Origin of the sequence: Pseudidiomarina aestuarii (genome assembly GCF_003987355.1) — a bacterium.
Classification (GTDB): domain Bacteria; phylum Pseudomonadota; class Gammaproteobacteria; order Enterobacterales; family Alteromonadaceae; genus Pseudidiomarina; species Pseudidiomarina aestuarii.
Genome location: NZ_PIPR01000001.1, coordinates 454394 through 471831, shown reverse-complemented (window position 1 = coordinate 471831; position 17438 = coordinate 454394). Strand labels below are relative to the sequence as shown.

Below are 17438 nucleotides of genomic sequence, written 5' to 3'. Positions count from 1 at the left end.
TATGGCTAAGTTTTTTATTAACCGCCCCATTTTTGCATGGGTTATTGCAATTATGATCATGCTCGGCGGTGGCTTGGCGGTCACGCAATTGCCTGTTGAGCAGTATCCGCAAATTGCACCACCCTCTATTCAGATCAATGCGACCTATCCTGGTGCCAATGCCGATACACTCTCAGAAACCGTTACTCAGGTTATTGAACAGAATCTGAACGGTATCGATAATCTTGAGTACTTTTCCTCAAGTTCTGATTCTGCGGGCAATGCCAGTATTACGCTGACCTTTAGTGCTGGTACGGATGCGGACATAGCGCAAGTACAAGTCCAAAATAAGTTACAACTGGCTCTGCCGCTGTTGCCGCAAGAAGTTCAGCAACAAGGGTTGTCGGTGGTCAAATCAAACAACTCGTTCTTGATGGTACTGGCGCTTGTTTCAGACAACCCAGAGTTTACTCAAGTTGACTTGAGTGACTATGTTGCCAGCAACCTTCAAGATCCGGTCAGTCGAACCACTGGTGTCGGGAGTGTGCAGATATTCGGCTCGCCCTATGCCATGCGAATTTGGTTGGATCCAGCACAACTGAATAGTTATGGGATGACGCCACAAGACGTCGTTCTCGCTATCCGTGAACAGAACAATCAAATCGCTGCCGGGCAACTGGGTGGTACACCAGCTGTCGAAGGACAGCGTCTGACCTCATCAATTATCGCGCAGACCCGTCTATCCAGCGTTGATGAGTTCAAAAACATTCTATTGCGGGTCGATAGTGACGGTTCACAAGTACGATTAGAGGACGTTGCGAAGGTTGAGATGGGTGGCGAAAACTATGCAACCATCGCGCGCTACAATCGGCAAGCCGCTACCGGTCTGGCGGTCAACCTAGCAACCGGTGCCAATGCCCTCGAAACCGCTGAACGTGTGAAAGCAACCATCGCCGAACTTGAACCCTTCTTTCCCGAAGGCGTAGAACTGGTGATTCCTTATGACACCACTCCGTTCGTAGAGATATCGATTACGGAAGTCGTGAAGATACTCTTTGAGGCTGTGGTCCTAGTATTTTTGCTCATGTTTTTGTTTTTACAAAACCTGCGCGCGACGATCATTCCTGCTTTCGCTATACCCGTCGTCTTGTTGGGTACGTTCGGCATCATGTCGGTGCTCGGCTTCTCAATCAACACCTTAACCATGTTCGGTCTAGTACTCGCAATCGGCCTCTTGGTCGACGACGCTATCGTGGTCGTAGAGAACGTCGAGCGGTTGATGTCTGAAGAGAAGCTATCGCCGCGGCAGGCAACGATCAAATCCATGCAACAAATTACGGGGGCATTGGTTGCCATTGGTCTGGTGATGGCAGCAGTATTTGTTCCAATGGCCTTTTTCGGTGGCTCAACCGGTGCAGTCTATAGACAGTTCTCGATTACGATTATTTCTGCCATGGCACTCTCGGTGCTGGTTGCGATCATCTTTTCGCCTGCACTCTGTGCGACCATTCTGAAGCCTATCGACCACAGTAAGCCGAAGAAAGGTCCACTAGGTTGGTTCAACCGTAAGCTTGAAAGTGCAACGCAAAAATATACCAATAGCGTTCAGTCCATCATCAAACGAACCGGACGCTTTATTGTCATCTACTTGGGCTTGATTGCCGTCATGGCATTTTTGTTCACGCGGATGCCGAGTTCCTTCATTCCTACTGAAGATCGCGGGGTTTTCCTCGCCATGATGCAATTACCTGCAGGTGCGACTCAAGAGCAATCATTTGAGACGATTCAGAAGGTTGAAGACTATTTCTTGGATGATGCACCTGGAATTCGCTCCGTATTCTCGGTGGTTGGCTTTAGTTTTGCCGGTCAAGGCCAGAATGCTGGGATGGCGTTTGTGCGCATGGATGAATGGGATGAGCGCACCACACCAGAACTCCAAGTGGACGCTATTATTGGTCGTGCTATGGGTTTCTTTAGCCAAATTCGTGAAGCCAATATTTTTGCATTCAACCTGCCGTCGATTCCGGAGCTAGGGACAGCAAGTGGCTTTAACTTGTATCTACAAGACCGTGCGGGACTGGGCCACGAAGCATTGTTGCAAGCGCGCAATCAGCTGCTCGGAATGGCCGCGCAGGAACCATCCCTCGTGGGTGTGCGCCCGAATGGTTTAGAAGATACACCGCAGTTCCGTGTCGATGTTGATTTTAACAAAGCGAAATCGATGGGTTTGGAAATTGCAGATATCAATAACACTTTGGGGTCAGCGTTCGGTACCGTTTATGTGAATGACTTTATTGATCGTGGTCGGGTCAAAAAAGTTTATTTAGGTGGTCAAGCGCAAGCCCGTATGGTGCCTGAAGATATTAATAAATGGTACGTGCGCAATAATGCGGGCGAAATGGTTCCATTTTCTGCATTTTCGACGAGCAGTTGGGATTTTGGTCCGCAACGTCTCGAGCGTTACAACGGCGTTCCAGCAATAAATCTGCAAGGTGAAGCTGCACCGGGTTTCTCCTCCGGCGATGCGATGAATAAAATGGAAGAGTTAATCGGTCAGCTACCCGCAGGTGTGGGCTTCGAGTGGACGGGTATTTCGCTGGAAGAAAAAACCTCCGGTAACCAAGCACCTATGCTGTATGCATTATCACTCCTGATCGTATTTCTATGTCTTGCAGCACTGTATGAAAGCTGGTCGATACCTTTTGCAGTTATGTTGGTGGTACCGCTAGGTATTCTTGGCGCCGTGATTGCAGCGCTAGGTCGAGGCCTCGAGAACGATGTGTTCTTCCAGGTAGGCTTGCTCACCACGGTGGGTGTATCCGCTCGAAATGCGATTCTGATTGTCGAGTTCGCAAAAGACCTACAAGCGCAGGGTAAAGAACTCCTCGAAGCGACGCTTGAAGCTGTGAGATTGCGGTTACGACCTATTCTCATGACGTCACTGGCGTTTACCTTTGGGGTTTTACCGTTAGCTATCTCCACCGGCGCGGGTGCCGTCAGTCGGCAAGCGATTGGTACGGGTGTCATTGGTGGTATGCTCGGTGGAACTATTTTAGCGATATTCTTTGTGCCGCTGCTGTTCTATGTGGTGCGCAAGCGCTTCCCACCTAAGGTGCGCGAGGACGATTAGCTCCATGGACTGGAGAGCGTAAACGCAACTTTCATGCTAAGGTTGAGTTAGGTAACTGGCTCAACCTTTTTCTTTGTCTCGCTGATAGGATCCGATCGAAATGTTGTATCGTTACTTTCTTATTATCCTCGCCTGCGCGGCCATCATGACTGGTGTTCAACTTCCTAATTTTGTGACGCAGTACGAGCAACGCCTTGATGCTCAATGGACTGAGGCGAAGGTCTACTACGACCAGTATCAAGCCATTGCGGATCAATATTTCGAGGGAGACATGAATGCCCTACTTCAGCATCATGAGCAAAGTGATGATGAAGTATTTCGAGCTGAATCTGTGCCGCTAGGAACGTTATTGGAGCGTGTGCGCACGTTTGAATATCAATTGCGCGAACTGAATACCAATATCTGGGGTAAGTTGTGGTTTCTGGCGCATTCTGCTGATGAAGAATTATTGGACGGAACTTGGCGGAATTATAGTTTTACCGTTCCGCTGACACAGGATGCTCTCATACTTGGCATTATTGTTATGTTTGCCATTGTTGTGCTAGTCGATGGCTGCTGCAGTGGCTGTCGATACTGGTGGCGGCGCCGCCGAGCTAGTCGTCCTTCACCCGGTATTCGCCGTCGATAACACTTGAGTCTTGACGATTACGCTGCTGTTGCTGTGCTGCATCATGTTGCTGTCTAGCACGCTGCTGAGCTTGCTTTGCAGCACGCCCAAATTGCCACATCGATTTCAATTCACGGCGCCGCTTCCACATCAGAGGTAACAATAAAATCCAGCCGACCAACAAGAAAACTAAGCCTAGAAACAACCCAACGATCAGCAAGAGTCCCATGACTAGCCAACTCACTATCATCATCAGGGGATTTGCTCCCGGACGTGGCCCAACTTTTTGTTGTAATTGACGGATGTAAATACGCATAGCGCTCGCTTCTTTATCAAACTTACTTGTACTATATGGGCGAATGGATGTGTTACAACCTTTTAAACCCGTCTATCTTGTAACATTTTGAGAATAATGCTGCTGAGATTAACCAAATTGAACACCATTCCCTCAACACTACCGACCATGAACGCATAACCCAAACCAAGAAGTTCAGCGAGAACAAACCAGCGCCGAATCAGCACAGGATCGTTTAAGCGAATAGAACCAATACTGAATATCAAAGAAGATACGTAAGCAAACACCAACGGTAACTGGGGAGCGCCACTAACGGCCTCAAAAATCCATAACACCAGGTTCGCGGCAATAAAAAACCACAGCACAAGCGGTCCTTGCCAACGCAGCGCAATAAAATTTCGAAAGAAGGCTAAGCCGGTAACCACAGCACCTGCGGTCGCATCAATCAAAGCAAAATGAATAGATAATGAGCCGAGTGCTAGCGCCGATATAATACGATACCGGTTCGCGGTCGGTTGACGATAGGCAATGAAGTTCAACACTAAGGCCAGCATGCCAACGTATTCGGCGGGCGTAAAAGTCACGACTCGTTACTCCATAAAAAAAGCGGCAAACCGGCGAAGCGGTTGCCGCTTGACTCAATACAGAGTTCTATTGTACCCGATTTTACTGACGTGACGCAGCCGATTCGTCGCGTACAGCGCGAAATTCATTGCCCGCGTACCAATTCGGCCACGCTTGGCTATTCGCTAACTCTTCACCGACCCAATAATACAACCACAAATCTTGTTGAGCACCACGTAAATCCCATTCAGGATCATACTCGTCAGCCGGTTTGTGATAGGCTACTTGCACGTATTCAGCGCGTTTCTGAGCACCATACTCTTTACCTAGCTCAAAGTGGTCAATGCCACCTTTTGCATACAGCATCGGTACACCAACCTTGGCTAGATTGAAATGATCTGAACGATAAAATGAGCCAACCTCAGGGTTGGGTTCAGGCGCAACATAACGGCCCTGCTGCTCAACATATTTCGTGAGTACCTCTTCAACTTCAGAGTTACCGTATCCAACCACGACCATGTCATTCATCGGACCATAGACGTTTAAAACATCCATGTTGATGCCTGCAACCGCTTTGCCGACCGGCAACATCGGGTTATTCGCATACCAATTGGAACCTAATAGACCTCTTTCCTCGGCGGTAACAAGAACAAACACGATAGAACGCTCTGGTTGCGGCTGGCTTGCCCAAAACTCTGCCAGAGCCATGACGCCTGCCGTTCCGCTCGCGTTGTCTTGCGCACCGTTGAAAATTCCATCATCAGGATTAATCGGGTCAACGCCCATGTGGTCCCAATGCGCCATGTAAATAACATGCTCTTCAGGCCGTGACTTACCCTCGATATAACCGATAAGATTCGGTGAATTGAGATATTCGAATTTGGTGCTGACAGAAACCGATAGTCCAGTTTCTAGAGAGACCGGCTCAAAGTCAGGTTGCTGCGCAGCTTCACGCATTTCCGCGTAGGAGGAACCGATTCGAGCAAATAACTGGTCGGCACCTTCATCAGTAATCCAGCCTTCGATGGCAGTGCGGTCCATGTTGTTATTGTCTCTGGCCAAATCAAAGCGCAACGGCGAGCCGCCTGCAATGACTCCCCAACCGTAACCAGCCGGACCCGTTTCATGAATCACAATCACGCCCTCAGCACCCTGCCGAGCCGCCTCTTCAAACTTATAAGTCCAGCGACCGTAATACGTCATCGCTTTACCGTTAAAGACTTCTGGATCTTGCGTGTCATAGCCTGGATCGTTCACCAAAACGACTACGGTTTTGCCTGCGACATCCAAGCCCTCATAGTCGTTCCAGCCATATTCCGGCGCTACGATGCCATATCCAGCGAATACTAATTCACTGTCCTCAATAGCAACTTCTTCCATAACGCGCGGCGACCAAGCCATCATTTGTGTACGATACGCCAGAGGCTCTAAATCATCGCTACTAAAAGTCATATCCGATACTTTGTAGGGCATCATTTTGACCAAAGGCACCTGCTGCTGGTAATTGTTGCCGTCAGCGTTGTAGGGTTTGAGTCCCCACTCACGGAACTTGCCTTCCACAAAGGCGACGGTTTTTTCTTCTCCAACACTTGCCGGCGCACGACCCGCGAATTCGTCTGAACTCAACGTTTCTAAATAACCACGGTAGTTTTCGTTAAAATTGTAAGGGTCAACTTGTACCGCAGGTTCCGCTTGGCTGACCTGAGGCTCATCAGCCACTGGGGTGCAGGCGCTTAACAACAAGCCTCCCGCAATTAATATCAACTTTTTTTGCATTTATTATTCTCCTTCGTTGCATTCGCGAATGGTCGCACCGACTTGAATATCGTACTTATCGAAGTAGCCCATATTCATTTCCAGCGCACTGAAATAGCTCACACCCGGATCATAGGCTGGGCAGCGTTGTGCATCAATACTGGGGCAAGGTTCCATTGGAATGATGGTTAAAATCTTGCCGTGCTCATCGAGGTAAGCAATATCCAGCGGGATATAGGTGTTAAACATCCAAAAACCGGCACTCCCGGGTCGTTCCGTCTCATACACGAACCACATACCCGCATGTTCAGCCAATGACTCGCGCGCCATGAGACCACGGGCTCGACTTTCGAATGTATCGGCAATTTCAACGGTCAACGTGGGTTCATGTCCGGCAATGCAAAGCTGAGTAGTTTGAAGGTTTGTATTCAAAGTGGTTTGTGACATCCCGAGACTCGAATACGCAAAAAGGCCGACAATAGCACAGCTTTTGAGAATCGCTGGATAACATCTATGACGCATAAGTATATTCCTACAGAAGCATTTCTACCTTAGTATCGCGCGAATGACCGTTGAACGAAAGGTAAAAAAAGGGGCTCCGAATGAGGAGCCCCGAACGGGAGAGATATTTCTATCTCAGGCTTAAAAAACCAAATTCGAACTATTCTGCCCCAAAGGTGATGGCAGTGACCTCGCCTTCTGCAGCTACCTGAATTTCTTGTAAGTCATCGGTAATTAGACGGATGTCATCATCAACTTCTGGTGCATCATTCGTGTCACAAGTCCAAACTGCGGTGTATTCTCCAGCCGCAACAAATCCAATTTCAAAATTGTAGTCTGTTGCACCGTCAAAGTTGACGCTGGTTGAAGCATAGGCTTCCAATCCTTCGCTACCGCCATTATCGGCTAGCGTTGTTACATCTAAATCATGACCCGGGTAAAGATATACAGTAGCAACTGGTTCGCTCAGATCCGCAGGAGCAACCGTGCATTCCTGTGCAATCAATAACGCTTCAGCAATCGTGCCTTCGATATGTCCAATTTCCTGATTATCAACGAGGCGCACTCCACGTGGCTTGAGTAAATAACCATCCTGCCCCACTGGATTCACGAGGGCCATCCGCAAATCAAACTCGACGGTGTAGCTTGCCGTGCTATCAGCGGCGAGCGTAAGACCATCAAATTTTAATTCATTCGATGGCACACGAAGACCTATTGAGGTGTCTCCATCTTCAACATAAGAACCTTCAGCCATGACTAAGCGGAGTTGACCATAACTGCCCGCTTTGACATCAACACCGGTGAGCAACGATTCAGATTCGGAACCAGTGAACTCGAGTAAGTTTATGCCACGTGTATTTGCGATAACTTCGCCGGACTCGTCCTTACATACATCATTTTCTTCAATAGTGTTGGTGTCCGTACCGATTTCGAATACTTGTGTACCCTCACCATTACCAACCAGCTCAATCGCGGAGAAACACACCCACACACTATCCGCATTGTTTACAGGGGCATCGCTGACTGCGAGATTCAAGCGAGCGCGGTCACTGGTTGTAGGTTCTGAATCTGAGCCACCACAGGCGGTGAGGCCGAGTGACATGAGTACTGCTACAGCAATATAGTTTATTTTGTTGCTTTTTAACATAAATAACTCCTTGTTAATATGCGCACTATCATAGTGATGATTAGTCTAGTCCCTTTCTCCATGCGGTCGAGTCGTTTTACACGAGCTTTACACTGGAGCAATGGTTGTAATGAGAGGGAATGAAGTTGGGTAGATACTTATACAATACGTTATAAGAATTGATTGTCGCTTCGTAACGGCATAAAGTAGCTTTTATGACAGCTCACAACAATCACCTAACATGAATGATACTGCTGCTAATGTAACCGGCACCTCTGCTCCATTGCGGTTGACTGAACTACGTTGCGTGACTGCCATTGGCGGTGGTCATGGCTTGGGCCGTGTGCTCTCAGCGTTATCGTTCCTGAATCGCCGCTTGATCGGTATTGTGGCGACTACCGATGATGGCGGTGCTAGTGGCTTGTTGCGACGCAATACCGAATGTATTGCGTGGGGCGATATCCGAAATTGTCTCTCACAATTAACCACCCAACCTCTTGCTCGTGAAGTCTTGAACTACCGCTTCAACGAAGATCATCACCTGGTGGGGCACAATTTCGGTAACCTACTCTTATATACACTCGAGCAATTAAGTGCACGTCCCGTGGACGGGATTCAACTGCTATCACGACTGTTAAATGTCGATATCAGACTCCTACCGATGTCTGAAAGCCCCGTCGATTTGGTCGCAAGCACCAAAGAAGGGCTACATTGTTTCGGCGAACTTCATGTTGATGGATTGCTGCATATGCCTGCATCACTTCATCTGTCCAAATCGGTACCAGCGACACCTGAAGCGCTCCGCCACCTCCGCCGCAGCGATTTGATTATTCTTGGCCCGGGAAGTTTGTTGACGTCCGTAATGCCGCCGCTGTTAGTAGAGGAATTCGCGCAGACTGTCGCAGATAGTCAGGCTCCCGTAGTTTTTATTGATAATCTCATACCGGAACAAAGCCCAGCGGGGAAAGTGAGCCTAGCTGAGCGACTGCAATGGATGGCAGAGCAATTAGGCATCGATGTAGTCGATCTTATTATCAGCTCAAGTCCGCAGCCAGATATCGACAAGCCGTGGGTTCAGTTGCATCAGCAGCAATCAGAAGAACCACACCGTCATTGTGCATCCGGCTTATGTCGAGCGCTGGAGGAATCGCTAACCATGCTGGCTCATAAATTACCTAAACGCGCCAACATCAAACAAGTCTAAGAAGGAATTGGCATGAAACGAACAGCTTTAGCTTCTGCGCTCGCAGTCGCCTCTTGTTTTGTTACTTCGACATTCGCAGATACACTCGGTTTAGAAGTACCTTATGCTGCAAACACGCCGAGCATTGAGGCGACGTTAGGATATCCCACTGGGCAGAAAATCAGCAGCCCTGAAGCTATCCATGATTATTTTCAAGCGCTTGAAAAAGCGCATCCGGACCAAGTAAAACTGAAATATTATGGAAGAACATGGGAAGGCCGGCCCCTGTTTTTTGCGATTATTTCCAGCGCAAATAATATAGCCAATCTGGATTCGTTTAGTGCGGGCATGCAACAACTTGCAGACCCACGGCAAACTGATGCCGCAGAAGCCGAGCAGCTGATACAAAGCTTGCCAGCGAGCATTTGGCTGTCTTACGGTGTTCATGGCAATGAAATCTCATCACCAGAAGCAGCCCTACTTACTGCCTATCACCTGTTGGCAGCTGAAGATCAAGCAACGCAGGCTATGCTCAATAACACGATGGTGTTCATCGACCCATTACAGAACCCTGACGGTCGCGGTCGTTTTGTGAGCCGGTACTACATGACGGCAGGATTGGAACATAGCGCGGATCGTATTTCAGCGGAGCACAATGAACCGTGGCCAAGTGGTCGCAGCAATCATTATTTATTCGATATGAACCGAGATTGGATTGCTCTCACTCAGCCAGAAATCTCCGGACAGGTGGATGCTCTGCTCGATTACTACCCGTTGATCTTTGTCGATTTACACGAGATGGGTGGTGACACCAGCTACTACTTCACTCCCGAAGCACGTCCATATAATCCGCTCATCACCAAAACACAACGCGAAGCGCTGTGGCAAATCGGCGAGAACAATGCCAAATGGTTTGATGAACGTGGCTATCAGTATTTTACCCGCGAAATCTTCGATGCTTTTTATCCGGGTTACGGTGCCAGTTGGCCGCTTTATCATGGCTCACTTGCGATGACCTATGAAATGGCCTCTGCGCGCGGACACAAATGGCGTACGAAAGATGGCACGATTCTGACCTACGGTGATGGTGTAAAGCGCCACTTCGTTGCGTCTGTCGCCACTATTGAAAGCGCCTCTCAAAATCGTCAGCAACTCTTGCAGAATTTTTGGAACTACCGAAGCCAAGCTATTCGTGACGGTCGTGGTAGTGACAATCGAGTTCGCATCATTCCCGGTACCGACGATGCCGCGGCTGCACGCAAGTTAGCGGGTCTGCTCGTACAGCACGGCGTCGAAGTGAACCAAGCGACGGAATCCTTTAAAGTATGTGGCAATAATTACCCAGCCGGTAGCTATATCGTCGATGGCGCACAACCTGCACAATATATGGTGCGCACCCTGCTTGACGAACGCATTGATATGGATCAGCCGTTTATCGATGACCAAGAAGAGCGACGTGCGAATAATTTACCGGACGAAATCTACGACGTCACTGCTTGGTCATTGCCACTCATGTTTAACGTAGATATTGATGGCTGCAATAGTGTTCCATCCGTCGACAAAATTGCCGTCGATGGCCGTCTGATCGAGTCAGGTAGCGTCACCAACGCTGATGCAAAGCTTGGCTATGTGGTTGCTTGGGGCGACATGAATGCGGGCCGATTCCTCACTGCAGCCCTGCGCGCTGGGTTACATGTGAAGCAAAGTGATCTCGCGTTCAAGCATGTGAACGGCAAGACCTACCCCGCTGGAAGTTTGATTTTGACGCATGCTGAGAATAAAACGGATCTCGCATCAGTGGTGCTCGAACTTGCTCGCGAAAGCGGTGCACAGGTCGATGGTGTCGACCGCAGCTGGGTTCTCGAAGGACCGAACTTTGGCTCCATGAACGTCAATCGTATTCATGCACCGAATATCGCTATGGCTTGGGATGAGCCATTCTCAAGCTTGAATGCTGGGCATACCCGCTTCGTCATCGAACAGCAGTTCAATTATCCTGTTACGGCTATTCGTACCGAGCAACTGGCGCGCTCCAACCTGAGTCACTATCAAGTATTGATTCTACCTGCGCTGGCCGGGAACTTCTCGCATGCGCTGGGCGAAGCTGGATTAGCAAATTTGAAGGATTGGGTCGAAAAAGGCGGTGTTCTCATTACGCTAGGAACTGCGACGCGCTGGGCTGTTGATAATGATCTTCTCGCCAGTGCACGAGAAGCTGCCATCACTGATAAAGAGCCCGGCCATGGCGATGATAACCGAGTGGACGGATTGCTTCTTGAAACCGCTAAAGACCTTGCTCATTACATTCAAGCTGACGAGTCTGATCCATATTGGACCGCAGGTATTCTCGCGCGTGGTGATGTAGACCAAGATCATTGGCTGGCGGCAGGCGTTAAGCCTGAGGTGGTCAGTATTACTGTGGGGAATGACATTTATCGTCCACTGACCATCGATAATGGTCGCAATATCGTTAGCTATGCGGCTGCAGACCGTGTTGTCGCTAGCGGTTATCTGTGGGCGGAAAATCAACAACAGTTGGCACACAAGCCGGTATTGATGTGGCAGCCGCACGGCCGGGGAATGTTGATCTCCTTTACTCAAGAACCGACTTATCGTGCGTATCTTGATGGCATGAACTTGCTATTGATGAATGCTATTTTTGGCGGCTCGGCGCACGCACAACCGTTACGTTAGGCGTCGCATAATAAAAAAGCGTTGCCGTTGTTATAACGGCGACGCTTTTTTTATAGTCGTACGAAAGGATTTCGTCTAATCGTCACTAGTATCGTCAGCACTGATACGCGACGCCACCGCTCCGCGTTGATCTCTGTATTTGGCGTCCTTACGTTTACTATACGGACGCAGACAAGGCTCATCGAGCAACTCAAAGCTTAATGCACCAATTTTCATAAGTGGGCGCAGAGCCAACGGCAGTTTCCCACTATTAAAAAACTCGAGGACTACCTGCCCTGACCAACCTGGATCTATTCGATGCGCTGTTACATGCACCATAAGTCCGAGTCGAGCTAATGAGGAGCGACCGTCTAACCAACCCACCATATTATCGGGCAATGTCACCGATTCATGAGTCACTGCCAGAGCAAACTCGCCCGGATGAATAAAGAAAGCCTGATCCTCGGTTAAGATAATCGCATCACTCATCACTTGTTCAATGGCCCGCTCGATATCATCACGAGGTCCGCTGATATCGATAAAAGGTGCGGCATGATCTTGTAACACTCGAAATTCATTGCCGAGATGAATATCGACCGTCACACCAGTAATATCGGCGGATTTAGGTCTTGGCTCGAGATGGATAATGCCTTGATCTAGGTAACTTTCAATTTGTCGATCGGTCAAACGCATAGTTTCTTTCTCCTTGAAGCCCGACTATACCCGATCCTGCGCTTGCAGGTATAGCTGCGCAGATAAACGAGCTGCAGAGTTTTCAATCGTAGTACTCAAGACACTCGAGTTTGCCAATATGGCGTCGACTTGGCCTGCATCCAGACATTCACGCAAGCCTCTATCTAAGGGCCATTGCCCAAGCAGCGGGACGTTTTCTGCGGCAGCTGCTTCGGCTCCGCCCGAGTGACCAAAGAGGTCCTCGTGATGACCGCATTGTGGACAGGTATAACCACTCATATTCTCGATCAACCCAGTAATAGGAACTCCGACCTTACGGAACATAGTGATTCCCTTGTATGCATCAGCAAGAGCAATTGTTTGTGGCGTGGTAACAATGACCGCACCAGTAATTGGAAGTTTCTGAGCGAACGTTAATTGAATGTCACCAGTACCCGGCGGCAAATCGACCAATAAATAATCGAGCGATGGCCATTTGGTATCACGCATGAGTTGTTGTAGTGCGGCACTGGCCATTGGCCCACGCCAAATGGCAGCATCCTTCGCATCGCTTAAATAGCCTAACGAACTAACATGGACACCAGCACGGTGATGGGGAATCATTTTTTGTTGTTCATTGAAAACTAATTTCTGTTCTGGTTGCCCGAACATAGTGGGCATCGATGGGCCATACAAATCTGCATCAAGAACACCTACATTGGCACCAAAACGGGCTAAAGCTACGGCCAATTGTGCTGTTACCGATGATTTACCAACGCCCCCTTTGCCCGAGGCGACCAACACCACATTACCGTAAATCATCGGCAGATCAGGCTGTGAATTGGGTAGCTTACGAATATCGCAACGTAGCGACCAGTCGTAGCGACGCAATAAACTATCCTCAAGTAACGGTGTTAACACCGTTGCAGGTGCCGCAAAAGGTAGGGTTAGCCGCGCTTGCTGAGCACCAGTGCGCTGAAACCACTCTAATGGCGGTGCTTCCGGCCAATTCGATAGTCTGATTTGGCCTAATGCATCAACTTCATCTTGACTCCACTGCGACTCGTCTGCTGAGGCTGGCTTTGCTTGCGCTTTTTGCTTCATCCAATCGAACACACCACACTCCTTTAGCGAAATACAATCGAGCACTTCTCAGTTCGTTCAAACGCTCACGAATCCGCTCATGATACGGCTAGTGTAGCTGGATTGCCACGCTTGATTCGGGTACACTTTGCAGTCTTTCCACAGCGATAAAATAGGACTCTGAATGACAGCTCCGCGTAAGATTTTGGTCACCAATGCCCTGCCGTATGCCAATGGTCCGATTCATATCGGTCATATGTTAGGTTATATCCAAGCGGACATCTGGGTGCGCTTCCAAAAGTTGCGTGGAAACGAATGTCATTTTGTCTGTGCCGATGACGCTCATGGCACACCGATTATGCTGAAGGCGAAGCAACTTGGTATTGAGCCGGAGCAAATGATTGCGGAGATGAACCAAGCTCATCAGGCCGATTTTGCTGATTTTCACGTGGCATTTGACAACTATCATTCAACCCACAGTCCTGAAAACCGTGAATTAGCAGAACTGATTTATACCCGCTTGCGTGACCATGGTTATATTAAAACCAAAACTATCGAGCAGCTATTTGATCCCGAACAGAAAATGTTTCTGCCCGACCGCTTTGTAAAAGGCGACTGTCCCAAATGCGGCGCGACCGATCAATACGGCGATAACTGCGACGTCTGCGGTGCAACCTACGCACCGACTGAACTAAAAAATCCTAAATCAGCAGTATCGGGTGCGACTCCGGTGCTGCGTGAGTCGGAACATTATTTTTTCGATCTCCCAGCGTTTGAGGGCATGCTCAAAGCTTGGACGCGCTCAGGGTCATTACAAGACGAGATGGCCAATAAACTGAACGAGTGGTTTGAGTCTGGCTTACAACGTTGGGATATTAGCCGTGACGCACCCTACTTTGGCTTTGAAATTCCGGACGCGCCGGGCAAATATTTTTACGTCTGGCTAGATGCGCCGATTGGTTACATGGGCTCGTTCAAAAATTACTGTGACCGCACCGGTGCTGCAGATTTTGATACGTTCTGGAAAGTGGGTAGTGAGGCTGAGGTCTATCACTTCATTGGTAAGGACATCATTTACTTTCACAGCCTATTTTGGCCAGCCATGCTCAAAGGTGCCGACTTCCGTCAACCGACCAATGTCTGGGCTCATGGCTTTATTACCGTAAACGGCACCAAAATGTCCAAATCTAAAGGGACATTTGTGATGGCGCGCACCTACCTCGATCATCTCGATCCCGATTATTTGCGCTATTATTTCGCTGCAAAACTGACCAGTCGCATTGATGATTTAGATTTAAACCTCACCGACTTTGCACAGCGTGTAAATGCTGATTTAGTCGGTAAAGTCGTCAACATTGCCAGTCGATGTGCTGGTTTTATTCAGAAGAAATTTGACGGCAAGCTCAAATCAGAACTCGCTGATCACAGTCTTCTTGATGAATTCCAAGCTGCCGGAAGTGAGCTTGCTACTCTCTACGAAAAACGCGAGTTTTCACGTGCCATGCGGGACATTATGGCATTAGCTGACAAAGCGAATTTCTATATTGCCGAAAAAGAGCCATGGCAGCTTGCCAAAGATCCAGAGAAGCTCGATGAAGTGCACGAAATTTGCTCTATCGGCATCAACTTGTTCCGTTTGCTCATGATCTATCTCACGCCAGTCGTTCCTGCGTTAGCCGAACGTGTGCAAGGTTTCTTGAACGATTCCTTCAACTGGGACAGTCATCGTGAATTATTACTCGGTCACGCCATCGAGCCTTTTAAAGCACTACTACAACGCATTGAAATGGAAAAAATAGAAGCCATGATCGAAGACAGCAAAACGCAAGCACCAACATCAGCAGTAACGACCAATGGTGAACTTGAAAAGGATCCCATCAGTGCTGAAATTCAATTCGACGACTTCGCTAAAATCGATTTACGTATCGCGCTGATTGCGAATGCCGAACATGTTGAAGGCGCAGACAAGTTATTGAAACTAACCTTGGACTTGGGCGGTGAAACACGCCAAGTCTTTGCCGGTATCAAATCAGCTTATGCCCCAGAAAAATTGATTGGTCAGCATACCGTTATGGTCGCAAATTTAGCACCACGGAAAATGCGTTTCGGACTGTCCGAAGGCATGGTCCTCGCTGCAGGTCCGGGTGGTGAAGATCTATGGATTCTGAATCCGCATGACGGTGCAAAACCGGGAATGCGAGTTAAATAATGGTCGCAACGGTCCATCTCAGTCCTGGCAAGGACAAATCACTGCGGCGTCTGCACCCGTGGATATTTAGCGGTGCTATCGATCGCGTCAAAGGTAAACCGGAGCTTGGTGAAACCGTGTCGGTGCATAGTGCTGAAGGTGATTGGTTGGGCTACGCTGCTTGGTCACCGCAATCACAAATTCGGGCACGGATCTGGAGTTTTAGCCAACGCGATAGCATTAATGCCGAATTCTTTCTCTCGCGTATACGTGCGGCGCAAGAGTTGCGTAGCGGCCTATCGCTGAATTCCAATGCCTACCGTGTTGTCGCTGCGGAATCGGATGAACTTCCCGGCATCACCATCGACCGCTATGATAACTGGCTGGTTTGCCAATTGCTTAGCGCTGGCGCTGAATACTGGCGCGACGCGATTGTCGCTGCCTTGCGCGAATGCTTTCCGGAATGCAGTATTCTCGAACGCTCAGACGTCGATGTGCGGCGCAAAGAGGGTTTAGAGCCCATCGTTCAGGTTTTGCATCAACAAGCAAATGCAACCTTCGATGACAGCATCTGGATACAGGAGCATGGTATCGAGCTCGGTGTTGACCTGTTGAAAGGCCATAAAACTGGCTATTACCTGGACCAGCGCGATAGTCGGCAAGCCATCATGAAATATGCCAAAGGCAAGCGGGTATTAAACGCGTTCAGCTATACCGGTGGTTTCGGAGTGTTTGCTGCCCACGCTGGCGCGAGTGAAGTCGTGAATCTGGATGTCTCTGAAAGCGCATTAGCTCAAGCAACCTTGAATCATGAACGCAATCAGCTGCCTGCCCCTACCAACCAGCAAATCGATGTTTTTGAAGCATTGCGTCAATTCCACCACACCGGTGAACGATTTGATGTGATTGTTCTGGATCCACCCAAATTTGTTGATAGCAAAGCCAACCTAATGTCCGCATGCCGCGGTTATAAAGACATCAACCGGCTCGCATGCATGATCTTGAAGCCAGGTGGCACGCTGTTCACGTTTTCATGCTCAGGCTTGCTGTCAGGCGAATTATTCCAAAAAGTCGTCGCTGATGCTGCTCTGGACGCTAAGCGCCCAATGCATATCATCGAACGCCTGTTCCAAGGCGCCGATCATCCAGTGCGCACCAATTTTCCAGAATCCCTCTACCTCAAAGGACTCGTCCTCCGCGGTTGATTATCAGTCGCGAGTCTGCAAGCCTGATCATTATTCGACTACACTTGGTACTATTAGAGTAAGAATGGAAACGGAGTTTGGCTATGACGAATGAAACAGCAGGAAATACAACACTGTTTACGAAAATCATCAATCGTGAGATTCCAGCAGATATTGTCTATGAAGATGAGCATGCATTGGCATTTCGGGACATTAATCCGCAAGCCCCTGTGCATGTGCTGATTATTCCGAAAAAGCCGATTGCGACAATAAACGATATTACTGAGGATGATCGTGAATTAGTGGGCCACCTCTATGTCGTAGCCGCTAAACTCGCTGTTCAATTTGGTTTTGCCAAAGCCGGCTATCGGGTTGTGATGAATTGTAATGAGGATGGTGGACAGTCTGTCTACCATATTCACCTGCACTTGCTTGCTGGTGTCACTATGGGCTGGCCACCGTTCGCGAATCATCGGCCTAAACAAGTTTAAAACCTTG

The 17438-nt window shown here is 48.9% G+C and carries 14 protein-coding genes; 7 read left to right on the top strand and 7 right to left on the bottom strand.

Features of this window, described 5'->3' with window-relative positions; translation table 11 throughout:
- The first annotated feature begins 1 nt into the window (after position 1).
- Positions 2-3109: an efflux RND transporter permease subunit gene (locus CWE22_RS02135; RefSeq protein WP_169929748.1), complete on the top strand. Its 3108-nt coding sequence runs from the start codon at positions 2-4 to the stop codon at positions 3107-3109.
- 100 nt (positions 3110-3209) lie between these two features.
- Positions 3210-3737 carry a DUF2937 family protein gene (locus tag CWE22_RS02130; RefSeq protein WP_169929747.1) on the top strand — a complete coding sequence of 176 codons (528 nt, stop codon included), beginning with the start codon at positions 3210-3212 and terminating at the stop codon, positions 3735-3737.
- On the opposite strand, the gene CWE22_RS02125 is transcribed toward CWE22_RS02130, so the two are convergent.
- From CWE22_RS02125 to CWE22_RS02105, 5 genes are all read right to left on the bottom strand, one after another.
- Positions 3703-4032 (bottom strand): hypothetical protein, encoded by a 330-nt coding sequence (locus CWE22_RS02125; RefSeq protein WP_169929746.1) that lies wholly within the window; start codon positions 4030-4032, stop codon positions 3703-3705. The genes CWE22_RS02130 and CWE22_RS02125 overlap by 35 nt on opposite strands.
- Before the next feature lie 62 nt (positions 4033-4094).
- Positions 4095-4595: a YgjV family protein gene (locus CWE22_RS02120; RefSeq protein ID WP_244595936.1), complete on the bottom strand. Its 501-nt coding sequence runs from the start codon at positions 4593-4595 to the stop codon at positions 4095-4097.
- An 82-nt stretch (positions 4596-4677) separates the two neighbouring features.
- Complete coding sequence (locus CWE22_RS02115) at positions 4678-6351, bottom strand: M28 family metallopeptidase (RefSeq protein ID WP_169929745.1); 1674 nt, start codon at positions 6349-6351, stop codon at positions 4678-4680.
- A 3-nt stretch (positions 6352-6354) separates the two neighbouring features.
- Positions 6355-6852 carry a DUF192 domain-containing protein gene (locus tag CWE22_RS02110; RefSeq protein ID WP_169929744.1) on the bottom strand — a complete coding sequence of 166 codons (498 nt, stop codon included), beginning with the start codon at positions 6850-6852 and terminating at the stop codon, positions 6355-6357.
- A gap of 139 nt (positions 6853-6991) precedes the next feature.
- A complete protein-coding gene (locus CWE22_RS02105; protein WP_169929743.1) occupies positions 6992-7978 on the bottom strand; it encodes a DUF4382 domain-containing protein in 987 nt (328 codons plus the stop codon).
- 220 nt (positions 7979-8198) lie between these two features.
- On the opposite strand from CWE22_RS02105, the gene CWE22_RS02100 reads away from it, so the two are divergent.
- Both CWE22_RS02100 and CWE22_RS02095 read left to right on the top strand, forming a co-directional pair.
- Complete coding sequence (locus tag CWE22_RS02100; RefSeq protein WP_244595935.1) at positions 8199-9161, top strand: gluconeogenesis factor YvcK family protein; 963 nt, start codon at positions 8199-8201, stop codon at positions 9159-9161.
- Positions 9162-9173: 12 nt separating this feature from the next.
- Positions 9174-11834: a M14 family metallopeptidase gene (locus tag CWE22_RS02095; RefSeq protein ID WP_169929742.1), complete on the top strand. Its 2661-nt coding sequence runs from the start codon at positions 9174-9176 to the stop codon at positions 11832-11834.
- 75 nt (positions 11835-11909) lie between these two features.
- Here the strand turns inward: CWE22_RS02095 and dcd are convergent, their stop codons facing one another.
- On the bottom strand, positions 11910-12506 hold the full coding sequence (gene dcd / locus CWE22_RS02090; protein WP_169929741.1) for a dCTP deaminase: 597 nt from the start codon (positions 12504-12506) through the stop codon (positions 11910-11912).
- Between the two features lie 24 nt (positions 12507-12530).
- On the bottom strand, positions 12531-13601 hold the full coding sequence (locus tag CWE22_RS02085; protein WP_244595934.1) for an Mrp/NBP35 family ATP-binding protein: 1071 nt from the start codon (positions 13599-13601) through the stop codon (positions 12531-12533).
- Between the two features lie 151 nt (positions 13602-13752).
- Between CWE22_RS02085 and metG the strand changes: the two genes are divergently transcribed.
- The 3 genes from metG to CWE22_RS02070 all read left to right on the top strand — a co-directional run bounded on the left by metG (position 13753) and on the right by CWE22_RS02070 (position 17431).
- On the top strand, positions 13753-15777 hold the full coding sequence (metG, locus tag CWE22_RS02080; RefSeq protein WP_169929740.1) for a methionine--tRNA ligase: 2025 nt from the start codon (positions 13753-13755) through the stop codon (positions 15775-15777).
- On the top strand, positions 15777-16961 hold the full coding sequence (locus tag CWE22_RS02075) for a class I SAM-dependent rRNA methyltransferase (RefSeq protein ID WP_169929739.1): 1185 nt from the start codon (positions 15777-15779) through the stop codon (positions 16959-16961). Before metG ends, CWE22_RS02075 begins: the two co-directional genes overlap by 1 nt.
- An 83-nt stretch (positions 16962-17044) precedes the next feature.
- Positions 17045-17431: a histidine triad nucleotide-binding protein gene (locus CWE22_RS02070; protein ID WP_169929738.1), complete on the top strand. Its 387-nt coding sequence runs from the start codon at positions 17045-17047 to the stop codon at positions 17429-17431.
- Positions 17432-17438: the final 7 nt, after the last annotated feature.